Annotated in this window: 7 protein-coding genes and 1 pseudogene; 3 read left to right on the top strand and 5 right to left on the bottom strand. The window is 71.7% G+C overall.

Going from position 1 to position 12,439, the window contains the following annotated elements; all coding sequences use genetic code 11:
- Positions 1-24: 24 nt before the first annotated feature.
- Positions 25-543, bottom strand: a pseudogene (locus tag ACGFZA_RS37255) (carbohydrate binding domain-containing protein); the annotation flags it as partial.
- A gap of 959 nt (positions 544-1,502) precedes the next feature.
- On the opposite strand from ACGFZA_RS37255, the gene ACGFZA_RS37250 reads away from it, so the two are divergent.
- Genes ACGFZA_RS37250 through ACGFZA_RS37240 form a run of 3 tightly spaced genes read left to right on the top strand, consistent with a single transcriptional unit; the run spans position 1,503 to position 3,798 of the window.
- Positions 1,503-2,033, top strand: coding sequence for a hypothetical protein (locus tag ACGFZA_RS37250; protein ID WP_393685062.1), 531 nt, complete (start codon positions 1,503-1,505; stop codon positions 2,031-2,033).
- Positions 1,979-3,133, top strand: a complete 1,155-nt coding sequence (locus ACGFZA_RS37245; RefSeq protein WP_393685060.1) for a hypothetical protein — start codon at positions 1,979-1,981, stop codon at positions 3,131-3,133. Before ACGFZA_RS37250 ends, ACGFZA_RS37245 begins: the two co-directional genes overlap by 55 nt.
- Positions 3,130-3,798: a hypothetical protein gene (locus tag ACGFZA_RS37240; RefSeq protein ID WP_393685058.1), complete on the top strand. Its 669-nt coding sequence runs from the start codon at positions 3,130-3,132 to the stop codon at positions 3,796-3,798. Before ACGFZA_RS37245 ends, ACGFZA_RS37240 begins: the two co-directional genes overlap by 4 nt.
- A gap of 379 nt (positions 3,799-4,177) precedes the next feature.
- Here the strand turns inward: ACGFZA_RS37240 and ACGFZA_RS37235 are convergent, their stop codons facing one another.
- From ACGFZA_RS37235 to ACGFZA_RS37220, 4 genes are read right to left on the bottom strand one after another with little or no spacing between them, the layout of a single operon-like run.
- Positions 4,178-5,437, bottom strand: coding sequence for a TIGR02679 family protein (locus tag ACGFZA_RS37235; RefSeq protein WP_393685056.1), 1,260 nt, complete (start codon positions 5,435-5,437; stop codon positions 4,178-4,180).
- Complete coding sequence (locus ACGFZA_RS37230; RefSeq protein ID WP_393685054.1) at positions 5,428-9,543, bottom strand: TIGR02680 family protein; 4,116 nt, start codon at positions 9,541-9,543, stop codon at positions 5,428-5,430. The genes ACGFZA_RS37235 and ACGFZA_RS37230 overlap by 10 nt, the downstream gene beginning before the upstream one ends.
- Complete coding sequence (locus ACGFZA_RS37225) at positions 9,540-10,772, bottom strand: TIGR02678 family protein (protein WP_393685052.1); 1,233 nt, start codon at positions 10,770-10,772, stop codon at positions 9,540-9,542. Before ACGFZA_RS37225 ends, ACGFZA_RS37230 begins: the two co-directional genes overlap by 4 nt.
- Positions 10,769-12,379 carry a TIGR02677 family protein gene (locus ACGFZA_RS37220; protein WP_393685050.1) on the bottom strand — a complete coding sequence of 537 codons (1,611 nt, stop codon included), beginning with the start codon at positions 12,377-12,379 and terminating at the stop codon, positions 10,769-10,771. Before ACGFZA_RS37220 ends, ACGFZA_RS37225 begins: the two co-directional genes overlap by 4 nt.
- Positions 12,380-12,439 lie beyond the last annotated feature (60 nt).

Raw genomic sequence — 12,439 nt, 5'->3', positions numbered from 1 at the left:
GGGCGTCCCGTACCAGCCGTGCAGGTAGACCGTCACCGATGTGGTGCTCGCACCGGTGGTGAAATCGACGCTGAGCCGGCTGTACGACGATGCGCTGGGCGTCCAGGTCTGCGGCTCGCTGGCCGCACCCGTGCCGCTGGCACCGAGGTAGACGTAACTGCCCTGCACGAAGGCGCTCAGCGTGTACTTCGAGTTGGGCTGCACACTGACCGTCTGGGTGCACTGGGCGTTGCCCAGGCCGGACGGCGTGGCCTTCAACGCGGACGAGCCGGAGTGCGCCGGGCTGCTGGTGACCTCACCGGAACCGTTGGTGCAGGACCAGCCGGAAAGCCCGCTCTCGAAGCCGGAGTTGGTCACCAGGTTGGCGGCGTCGGCGGCGCCGGCCGAGCCGGAACCGACCAGGGTGACGCAGGCGCCGATGACGGCGGCGGCGCTCACCCCGGCGATCGTACGGGTCAGGACGGCCGAGCTGCGCCGGGTCCGGACGGCGGTCGAGTGCCCGTCACCCGTTTCGGGCAGAGTACGAATCCTCCGACGGAACATGCTGTGCTCCATTCTCGCCACGTGCCGTGGGCGTGAGCGTGCGTGAGGGGGGGCGTGGCCGCACGGCCCCGGATGAACTGGAGAGATGCGGTGCGGCGGTCGACCGGATCGTAGGAGGGGTGACCGGGCCCGTCAATAGGTCTGGACCAAAGGCGAATGACTGCCGGGTGCCCCCACTTGCCGGAACTTGACAGACCGGACACCGCCAGGCGAATCGCTTGAATGTGGGCCCGGTCCGGTGCGAGAGTGCCCCCTGCCGGCAGAACGAAATGCCGTTCGGGCGAGCGTGCGTCCCGACAACTCCGTTTCCCCGCAGGGACGTTGTCATTGCCATACACATGACAGCTGCGCACCGGTGTCCATCACCGCTCACAAGGAGCCCTGGTGCTGGTGAAGTTGCCGGTCGCCGGATTCGGGGTGCCCGCGGGTCGGCCGGGTCGCGGCGGTCGCAGACGCTGCGACAGGGTTGGGTCTGCGCCCCCTCACCGGAGGTGAGGGGGCAGGGTGCGGCCGGTGCAGTCCGCGGCCACGGCCAGGATCACCGCGGGGCAGGCCGACGCGACACCGACGTCGAGGATCTCCTCGACGTGCGGGGCGACCACCGGGACGGCCGGAAGAGGGCTTCTCCTCGCCCCGCTTGCCTCAGCGGCTGTTGCCCCGGACAGCGAAACTCCGGGCCGCGCACCCGGGATCCTGTCCGTGCCTCGCTGTTCACACCGGCGAAGGATCCGACCCACTCGACTCGCTCATCCCTAGGCAAAGCCCATCGACACGCGGCCTCTAGAATCACGGCCAACGGCCAACTGTCCCGACAGCCTCCCGAAGTCGGCCCAGCCCGCGGCCGAGTCCGCCCAGGCCCTCTGGCGGGCCGTGAACGCACCCCACTTGGTTACCCTGGTCGGCGCCGGAGCACGCTTCGAACGTGGCCAACCGGTGGAGCGACCGGAAGGACTCGCCGCATGACCGACCAGCCCTTCGACGAGGAACCTCCCGAGCACCTCCGCTACCGCGGGTACCTGGAGGAACTGGAAGATGTCCCGGAGGCGGACGAGGCCGCCCTGGTGGCCACCGTCCTGAAAGATCCGAACGTGTCGATGGCGGAGGCCGCGGTCAACCGCCACCTTGAGCGTCAGGCAGCCCGCCTGCTGACCGACCCGGCGTTCCCCGCTTGGGCCCAGACCTTGGCCGCAGTAATCGGAGACCGTCCCTTCCTCGCCCGCCGACTGCGCGAGTGGACCCTGCTCAGGGCAGTCGCGCTGGATGAGCCATGGACCGACGAGGACCTCACCCACGCATCTGACTGGTTCCAGCGCACCGCCTCGGTCGTACTCGTTGCCGCCTCGCCTGAGGCCCTCGGACTGCTCGCCGAACGGGGACGGACCCGTCGCGTTCGGAACGCGGCGAGCCGGCGACTGCACCATTCAGATCAACACCCATGCAGTGGACTTCCAAAGCGTTCCCGTTCGGGGAAGCGCGCAACACGACCCTGACGAGCGATGCGACCCGGCAGGCTCTGCACGGCCTCGTCGGACGGGACACCCACCCGTACCTGTCCTTCATGGACTTCGACGACTACCCCCACACCACGCCTTCCGGCCGGCACGTCTTCGACCACTTCGCGCGCGAGCTCGCTTTCCAGGTGCCCACGACGGCCGCCGACTCCCACGACGCGACGTCGCCGCTGCGGCCCCTGCTGATGTCGGGCGGCTACCGCATTCCCGACCGAACCGACACCACGGGGCGCGACCAGCTCGTCAGCGAGACACGCCGCCGGTGGCAGCGGTACAACGAGGAGAATCCGAAGAAGAGCCTCGGGGAACCTCCCGCGGACCTGGCGGAGATGGTCGACGAGTTCGACCTGGAGATCAGGGAGGACATGCGGGCCAGGGCCCGTATGGCCGGCCAGGCGCCGTTCCAGGCCTACTCACCGGAACCGAACCTCTTCGTCGACGGTCTGGCCACGCTGGTGGAGGGCGACGGGCCGACGCCGCCCCTCGTCCGCTTCAGTCCAGGCAGCGCCGAGTTCAACGGTCTGGCCCTGTCACTGATGCACTTCGCGGCCTGGGAGATCGTCCAGGACCAGGTGGCACAGCCCAGTACGTCACTGAGCAATGCCGCCGAGTTGCTGCGTCCCGCCGTGCGTGGCACCGCGTTCGTCATCGACGTCGAGAACGCCGCGACGCAGACGGACCTGTCACGGCTGTATTTCGGCATGCTCCAGTCCCGGCGCGAGACGGTGCGACAGCTGCCACCCGGACTAACCGAGTCGCAGATCGACCGGCACCTGCTGCGCGTTCCGCAGAGCCACCTCAACCCGGTCCCGTACGGGAGCTCTTCCAGGAGCCGGGCCATGCGGCCGGGCCGACCAAGTCGAAGGCCGAAATCTACGGGGAGCTGGCCACGCTGCGCGAGTCCGGAAGGCCGCTCACGGACCCGCCCTCCTCCGAGAACGTCAACCGGACGGAGACGATCCTCGACGTCCTCGCCCAACGGAACCTGCTGGCACGGCTGTCGACGCCGCTGCCGGTCACGGGCGACCAGCGGGCCGGGCTCCCGACGGGCCGGTCGAACGCGTACGCGTACGCGATGAACCTGCTGTACGGAACCGACTCGGGAGTCCTTCAGCGGAGCTTCCACGAAATCGTGTTGACCTACCTCACCCCGACCGGTGGCCACACCCTGACCACGCGGCCCGGGCCGTTCTTCACCGCCCTCACGCAAGCGCTGGACCCCGACACCCCGACGACAGCAGAGCGGGACCCTGCCTCCCCCGCGCCCCTCAGCGACACCGTGCGGCAGATGCTCGTGGACCTCCACCAGCAGCACACCACCACCCCTGCCGCAAGGGGACTGCTCGCGAACGCCGCACGGCACGGACTTACGGTCGAAGACCTGACCACCCGGCTGTTCACCGGACGCGTCCACCCCATGGACCACAGCCTCGACGACTACATCAGCGGACAGGCCCAGCCCCGCCCCGGCCGGTCGACGCCCGTCGCCTTCACCATCGACGACTCCGCGCGCTTCCTGCTGGACCTCTACGCGAGCGCGCTCGGACGCGGCCTTCACCTCACGGGCCCCGACGGAACGGTCGACGTCCTCGGGTCCGACACGGACGCCTCGCCGCTCCGCATCAGCTGGCGGGCGGGCGAGGGCTGGTCGGCCGACCCGGAGCACAGCGGGAACCGCCTTGTGCTGGGCTCCAGAATCGCCACGCACTCCACGGGGTGCGTCATCGGAAAGGTGTCGGCCTGAGCACGTGATGGAAAAGACCAGGCCAGAGACCATTTCTCAGCTCGCCGTCCTGCGTGTAGCGGCCTGGAGCGTCAAACGAGCGTCATCGCCGACAGCCGGCGAACAGGCAGCCGAAGCCATGTCACCCATCGGGTCCACCCCCACCGGCTCCGGAGGCCAGCTCGCCTGTCATGCCCCGCACCAACTTTCCGACCGACATCATGGGCCAGGCCCGCCGGCCGACGACGCCCCGCACCCGGGCGGAGGAACTCCTCAGTCTCGGAGGCCAACGACTTCGCGCTGCACCGGGAGAACCCCATCACTTCCCCTGCTCATGTCTCCGCCGAACCCGGAACTGTTCACTCTCAACTGCCCCTGTCCAGACGGACGGTCACGATCGTCACGTGAGATCGGACAACAGCAGCTCCAGCTCCCTCTCCTCCTCGACACGAACACCGAGCTCGGCGACGGCCATAGCGAGTGCGGGCTCCCAGGGGGTCTCCGTCGGGGCGCTGACGAGCGGTGACAACGGAGGTTGGGCACAGCGGAGCACGGCGGCGCGGTAGTCCGCGGCCGTGTAGCGCCAGGGCAGCCAGGGGACGCGGCGGCGAAGGCCGCCGGCGATCCGGAGCCCTCCCCAGTCGAAGTCCCCGTGGTAGTACAGGGTCGCTCCGTGGTCGTGCAAACCCCGGAGCAGTGTGAGGGCGGCGGCGGAAGGCTGGCCCTGGAGACAGACCAGGGGCGGGCAGGCAGGGCCGAGCATGTCAGCCGCCGCCGCGAGGACGGTCGGGTTCTCGCAGATCCGCACCACGGGATCGGCGACGGCCGGAGGTCTGCGGGTGAGCTGGCGAAGGGTGAGCACACAAGGTTCGCCGTCTTCGGCCAGGCGGTCCAGGGCCGGGGTGCCGCGCAGGTTCAGGGTCAGGACGGTCGAGGACAGCTCGTCCCGCAACAGTCCCACCGATGCCCAGGCCTCCCGTCGCCATTCGGCGCCCTGGCCGTCGCGGAAGCCGCTCAGGGCACGGGCCCCGGACAGGATGAGGGTGGCCAGCGGTGTGCCGTCGTCAAGGGCGTGGGCCCAGCCGAGGATCCGGGCGGCGAAGGCAGGGAGCGAGACGACCGGGACGGCGGGGAGTTCGCGCAGGGCGGTACACACGCCGGTGAGAAGACGGAACGTGACGTCTGGAGTGCGCCCCAGGCGCCGCGCCAGGCCGTCGGCGCGTATCCGGGCCGCCCACTCCGCAAGCGCGGGGACCGAGGCAACAAGCTCGTCGAGCGGGGTGTGCGCCCGCCTCCAGGCGTCCTCCTCCTCTCGACGGGCTTGGGCAAGCGACGTGACAGGCCCGGTGAGCACCGCGACCGCGGCGGCGAGGCCGTTCGGGCTTGCGCCCGAACGGCGCAGTACGGCGTCGACCGCTTCCAGCCGTACGATCAGGGACCTGCCGCCACCGGGGGCCCGGGCGAGAAGTCGTTCGGCCGCCGCTCGCTGGGCCGGAGTGGGATCGGCCAGGGACACGGAACCCATCAGGGGCTGCCCGGCCACCAATCGTCGGCGCGCTCGTTCGACGAGCCAGGAGAGGTCCGGTGTGCCGAGCAGCCTGGCGAGCCGCGGACTGTCGACTGCCTCGGCACCGGTCTCGGGCCCGTGGTTCAGCTCCACAGCGGCTCGGGCTCCTCTACACCGGGCGCGTCCTGGAGCGCGTGCCGTGCGGGGTCCTCGCGGCGCTGCCGTCGCGTGCCGTCCCATTCCCACCGGGTGACGAGAACCGCCGCCACCTCGTCGATCCGGGACAGTTGGGCGATGGCGATGCCGGGCACCTGCGGGTAGCACGCCCACTCCCGTTCGCTGGTCATGACCACATCGAGGTCGAAGGCGCTCAGGAGGCCGAGGCACTTGGCGCGGGAGTCGTCGTCCACTCCGGCGAACGCCTCGTCGAGGGTGACCAGGCGGGGCGCGTACGGGCTGCCAGCGCTGGCGTAGTGCGAGGAGGCGGCAGCGAACAGCGGTACGGACACGGCGAGCACGCGTTCACCGCCGGAGGCCGGGCCGGTGGCCGGTACCCAGCGTCCGTGCTGGTGGCGTTCGACGCCGAATTCGTGCCAGGAGCGGTAGTCGAGCGCGGCAGTGAGGTGCTCGAGCCAGCTGCCCGAGCCGTCGTCGGACTGCTGGCGGGCGATCTGGGCCTGGAGGAACTCGCCCACCGCCGCACGGTCCTCCGAAGTCCATGCGTCCGCGGACTGGCGCAGCCTCTCGCGGGCTTGGGCCAGTCCGGACGGGGCCTTGCGCGAGGCCCGCCACACCAGCCGGAGTCTCATGCCGGTGGAGGTAGGACGGTCTTCCAGTTCGGTGTTCATGTCCCGCACCTGTCGTTCGGCGGCACCGATGAGTTCCTGGAGGGTGCCGGCAACCTCGGTGATCAGGTGGGTTTCGAGGATCTCGCGTTCGTGCGCGGACAGGATGCGGGTGAGCTCGCCCACCTCCGTGGCGAGCGCTTCGGCGAGTTCGGGTACGGCACGCTCACGGCCCTGGTAGACGATGTCGACAACCATGCCGTACTCGACCATACGGGCGGACGCGCTGTGCCCGTGCCGGGACAGGGTGTCCTGCAGGGTCTTGAGTTCCTCGCTGAGCCGGCGCTGAACGCGTTCCCAGGCGGCGTCCGTGTCGTCGACGGACGACAGGCCGGAGTCGATGGCGCGGGCGAACGCGATGGCCGGGGTCGCGGCCCAGTGGCCGTCGTCCGAGGCGGGGACGGTGACCTCGGGCAGCGCGACCGCGACCAGGCCGGTGGTCGTGAAGCGCTGGAGCGCGGCGATGGCCTCCGCACGTGCGTCGACGGCTTCGGAGAGCTCCTTCTCCAGCTGCTCGATCCGCCCCTCGGCCCGGCTCGCCTCCCGGTCCGCCTGGGCGTAACGCTGCCGGGCATTCTTTCGGTCAGTCTCACAGTTCCGCCGGGCCTCGTCGGTCTCGGCGAGGCGCCGTTGGAGTTCGGCAACGGCGGCACCGACGGTGGAGCGCAGAGTCCGGTGCCGTTCGTCGGCCGCCGCCGCCTCGCGCGCCGCCTCCTCGGCGCGCTGGGCGAGGCCGACGACCCGCTGCTCCGCCCCGCCCGCCTCGGCACGCTCGTCGTCCACCTGCCGTGCAGCCTCCCCCTGTTCGCGCAGCGCGGGCCACAGAGCCGCCAGCGCGGTGGCGAGGTCCCCGAGGGCGTGACGCACGGCGGTGAGTCCGGCCCGGTCGGCGGGCAGCCCCAGATCAGCGGCGGCCTCGGCGAGCTCGACGGCAGCCCGCTCGGCGAGCTCAGCCGCCTCGATGACCTCGGTGGCACGCCCTTCGTACCGGGCTCGGGCCTTGCGTACGGTCTCGGCGGCGGCGCTCACGAGCGCGTGTGCCCTGGTCAGCGACGACTCGTCGGGGACATCGGCGAGCTCGGCGTCGAGCGTGCGCCGGCGTGCCGCGATCGCCTCGGACCGAGCCGCGAGCTTCTCCGACTCCTCACGCAGGGCTGCGAGTTCGATGCCGAGCGCCGCGACACGGGCCCGGCGCGCGGCCTCGCGCGCGCCCTCGCCGATGTACGTGGCGGCGGGCTTGGCCCACGTACCGGTGAGCGCACCGATCCGAAAGCGCCCGTCGGGTGCCGCCCAGGTCGCGGCTCCTCCCACACCGTCGAGGCCGATGGCGGCGAGCAGTCCGGTCACCGCCGTCTCGTCCAGGACAGCGGCTTGTCCATCGCCGGGGTCCATGGCCGGGCACAGCACGTCTGCCAGCGAGGGGCCGCTCACCGGTCCGTTCGACGGAGAGAGGAGGACATCGTGTCCGTCCGCGGCGAGGGCGGAGCTGTCGGGCAGCACCCAGGCGTCAAGGAGACCGGAGGCTTCGAGCGCCGCTTCGAGCCCGGCACGGTCGGCTTCAGGCAGTTCGTCACGGAAGTCGACCAGGCGCCAGAACGGCGCGCCCGGCATCGTTCCGCGCAGGCCGGGGGTACGCGTCGCCGGGGGCTGGGGTTCGCGTCCGGTGCCGGCTTCCAGTGCGGCGAGCTCGCGGCGGGCCTCGGTGGTGCGCTCTGCCAGCTCCGTGGTCGCGCGGGCGGCTTCGGCCGCCTGATCGGCAAGGTCCACGGAGCGGGCGGTGTGCGCCCGGGTGGCACGGACCCGCGCCGGGTAGGGGCCGTCGAGGTGACGGGTCCACTCCTGGAGCTCGTCCAGGAGGCCCGTCGCGTCGGGGTAGGCCAGCTCCTTCCAGGCGCGGGCGCGCTCGCGTACGTCGTCCAGGAGGGCCCGGCCCGCCCGCGCCGCGTTCTCCTCCGCCTCGCCGTGCGTCTCGGCGGCCAGCGCGAGGTCGGTCTCCGCCTCGTCGAGACGGCCCGACGCCCGGCGGTGCGCGGCGGCGGCCCGCTCGGACGATTCGAGGCGGCCCTCGATGTGGTCGAGCGCCCGCCGGGCGCGGTCCGTGGCTTCCTCGACGGCCTGCCGCGATTCGGGCGCGGGCAGCGGTTCGTCCGCCGGCAGGGCAACGTGCGCGGCGGCTGCCTGCTCCCGCACGTGGGCACAGGTCTCTTCAGTCCGGCCCCGCGCCGCACGCAGCCGGTTGTCGGCGGTGCCGAGCCGCCCGAGGGCCTTGGTGTGAAGGGCGTCCGCCTGCTGCTGGTCCTCCCGCGCCCGGTTCGCCGCCTGCCCGGTTCGCGTCACGGCCTGGGCGGCGTGCTCCAGCTCTCGGGCGTCGCGCATCTCGGGCACCTCGCGCAGCGCTGTCTCCTGGGCCCTCAGACGTTCACCGGTCTCGGCCAGGGAGCTGATCTCCTCTTCGGCCGCCGCTCGCTTCTCCTCGGCGCGGGTCCGGCGCTCCTGGTCCTCGGCCAGATCTCGCTGTACGCGCTCGTAGCGGGAGTGCTCGGCGCGCGGGAGCCGGGCGCGGCGCCGGGTGGCGATCCGGGCGTACCGCCGGTAGTGCTCCAGGAAGGCGGAGGCGGCCCGCTCGGCGGCGGACGCGGCGGCCAGCTCTTCCTTCTCCTCGTCCAGGGAGCGGAACGCCTCGGCCACGTCGGCGATGACGGCCTGGTCCACGGGCGGCAGCGCCTCGGTGAGGGCGCGGGAGAGAGCGGCTTCGTTGGGCCGCTTGGAGAGCTGGGGCTGGCGCAGTTGGATGAGCAGGTCGACCAGGGCGGCGTAGCGCTGCTCTCCGAGGCCGAATAGTGCTTCGTCGACTGCTCTGCGGTACGTCTTGGCCTGGTCGTACACCATGCCGTGCCCGGCGACGGCCTCGGCGAGACGGTCCCTGGACAGGGCTGTGCCGGTGGCGTCGAGGAGCCGGAAGGTCTCCTCCGTGCGTTCGGTGGAGCCGTGGTCGACGCGCTGGCGGGTGACGGCGTACCAGTGCCGGGCGATGCCCCGCCCGCTGACGGCCTTGAGCCCGCACAGCAGCGTACGGAAGTGCTGCTCGCCGGTCGCGTCGTCGAGCCTGCCGAACTCGATCCAGGTGTAGCCGAGCCGTTCGGAGTGCGGGTGCTCGCCGCCGAGGAGCAGGTTCCACTCCATCCGCTTGCCCGGGTCGCCGTCGGGTTCGACACGACGCGGGCTGAGGTCGCCGTCGAGCAGGAACGGCAGGGTCAGGGCGAGCACCTTGGATTTCCCGGTGCCGTTGTTGCCGCGCAGCAACAGCCGCCCGTCCCGGAAGTGGAACTCCTCCACGTCGTAGTGGAACAGATCGACGAGCCCGATGCGCAGGGGTTGCCAGCGGGAACGCCGCGGGGTGGGGAGGCGGGTCACGAGGTGGCCTTTCGCTGCGGAGGCACGGGGGCGGAGCCGGGTTCGCGGATGATGGTCTCGCCGACCGCGTACCGGGCGAGGGCGGGGCGCACCACGACCGCGTACGGAGTACGGGAGACCAGGCCGAGCGCGGCGAGCCGGGCGACGGCCTGTTCGACGAGCTCGGCCTCCATGCCTGGTTCACGGGTCGACTTCGACCAGAATCCGCCGTGCTGGGAGGCGAGTTCACGGACTCGGAGGGCAAGCTCGTCGAGTTCGACGGGGCCGTGGGCTGCGGCCAGGTGCTCGGCGAGCAGCAGGGTGATGTGGCCGTAGGTGCCCTGTTCGGGCATGCGGAGGTCGGTGAGATCGTCTTCGGGGTCGACCATGGCGATCCCCTCGGCCCGCACCTCGGCGACCAGTCCGGTCAGCTCGGTGATCCGGGCGGCGAGGAAGCCGCGCTGCCGGGTGAGATAGCCGAGTTCGGCGTCGCTCAGATCGTCGTAGTAGAGCACCGGGTCGTCGAGGAGCCTGCGGGTCAGCGAGCGGCGCATCGCGCGGAAGCGCAGCTCGTCGCTGTCCAGGGCGGTTTCGGCGACGAGTTCGGCGAGCCGGTCATCGAAGGCTTCGGCCTGGACGGTGGAGGGGCCGCGGCGGGAGGCCAGGAGTCCGGCGAGGACCCGGCGTTCGACGTCGTAGAGGACGTCGCCCGCCCCACTGACGTAGGCCTCTTCCTCGCCCGCGACCCGCCTCAGCACCCCGAGGTCGAGCAGCAGCCGTACGACGGCGGCGAGATCGAGGCGCTCGTCGCGGCGCTCCAGGGCGAACTCGATCCCCGTCGCGACGAGTCGGGGATCGGCGGCGTCGAGGACGATCTGGTCGGCGAGGCGACCGAGGGCGATCTGGGCCTCGCCGCGTTCGAGGGCGGCAAGCGCGAGACAGAGCAGGACGTAGCGGCGGCGGGTGAAGGGGGCCGCACCGCGGGTCGTGTCCCGCGCGGGATGAGTGGGGTCGGTGAGGACACCGGGGCTCTTGCGCAGCCGGGCGGCTTCGGTGTCCACCTGGAGCGCCCATCCGGTGTTGCGGTCGAACCACTCCCGTAGCTCCGATGCGTGCCGGCGAGCGAGGCGGAACTCGTCGGCGTACCGGCCGCGCGCGAGCAGAAGCGGCTGCTTGAGCAGGGCACGGGCCGCCTTGCGCAGCTCGGCGGCGTGCTGGCCGTCCAGCACCTCGGCGAGTGGGGTGGTCATGGTCCGGGGTCTCCGTCCGTGAGGCCGTCTCCGGCAGCCGGACTGTCTCCGGCCATCAGGTCGACGATCTCGATGAGGTGGTCCGGGCCGCTGAAGACTCCGCCGGGGGTGCGGACCTCGGCGGTCGTGCCGTCGGCGAGTGCGGTGAGTCTGATCTCCATGCAGCCGTCGTTGCTGGTGGCCATGGTGTGCCGCATACCGGGCCGCCAGGTGGCCAGGGCGTCCCCGAGCAGCTGGAGGAACAGCCCGAAGGAGGCCGGGTCCAGCTCGCCGAGACCGGACAGGCGCGTGACGCCATGGGTGACGAGCCGGGCGCGGGCGGCGGCCGTTTCGGCGGTCTGTTTGGCGGCGGTCTCGGCGAGCGAGCGCCGCCGCTCCTCCCGGTCCTCGACCTTGCGGGGCTTGCCGCGCCGCTCGTAGCTGCCGGTGCGGCGCAGCTGTGGGCTGATGCGCAACGGCTCGGCCTCGGCCCACGGCGTGGCGGCCGGGACGGGCCGCGCCGCGCGGACGGCGAGGGTATCGGCGTCGACGCTGAGGTGCCGGGCCGGATAGAGGCCGAAGGCGGCGCGCCACAGCCGGTGCCGGGCGTCGTCGTCAGGTGCCTCGGCGAACCAGCGCGCCATCGTACGGAAGTCGGCCGACCGGTCGGAGCGGCCGGCCCGGCGCTCGTTCAGCGCTCGTACGACGGCGAGGAGCTGGGGAATCGCGCCGAGTGCCCGGCCGCGCAGAAGCCTGGCCTGCGACTCGCGCCCGCCCCTGCTGATGAACCACGCGCCGAGCCCCGACCAGCGGGCGGCCCACCGCTCGTACATCTCCCGCTCCGCGTTCGCGGCCTCTTCCGGCGAGGCGTCGGCGGCCTCCCGCCCGGCGGCTGCCCGGAGCAGGGGCTCCACCCTCCCGTCCTCCTCCAACTCCAGGATCAGCCGCGCGATTCGTCCGCCCAGTGTGATCAGATCCTGGATGAACCGCTCCAGGTACTGGATGAGCCGGTCCTTGTACGCGAGGAAGACCGCCTCCTCGACATCGTGCAGGTCGATGGTCTGCTGGAGCGATCCCATGAAGGCCCGGGCGTTGTCGGCGAGCGCGGCGAACCGGCTGGCCAGCGCGTCGAGCGCCAGATGCGTCTTGGCAGGATCCGGCTCCTCCTCGGCAGCCAGGACGAGAAGGGCTCGAAGCTGGGTGACGATGTCGTGCAGGGCCACGGCCTGGAGGGCTCCGCGCCGCCCGAGTGCCTCGTCGTAGGCGGACAGCGCCTCCTCGGCGGCCTCCCCTTCCCGCGTGAGCTGGTAGATGAACCGCTTCCGGTAGAAGTCCTCGACCGCGGTCACCCGGGCGGTGTCGGGATCCGCCCGCAGATTGCCCCAGCCGACGAGCTTGTCGAGCGCGCCGGCAACGGCGTCCAGCTCGGCGGGACGGATGTCCGCCGGCAGCGCGGTGTGCACGTCCTCGGGCCGTAGGTGGACCGCGAACCGTTCCTTGGCCGCCAGGAACGCCCGCATCACGTGGCGGTAGAGCGGGGTGTTCGGCACGGTGAGGTGAGCGAAGGGGCCGAAGCCCGACGGCTCGGAAGGCGGGCCGGGGGAAGCGCTGGGGGCGGTATCGGTCATCGCCAACTATTGTCCCTGATGCGCGGCGAACGCGGAAAGAGACAGAAATACCTGGCTGAT

The sequence above is a fragment of the Streptomyces sp. NPDC048211 genome (assembly GCF_043202315.1).
GTDB lineage: Bacteria > Actinomycetota > Actinomycetes > Streptomycetales > Streptomycetaceae > Streptomyces.
This window is presented reverse-complemented; position numbering and strand designations above follow the sequence as displayed.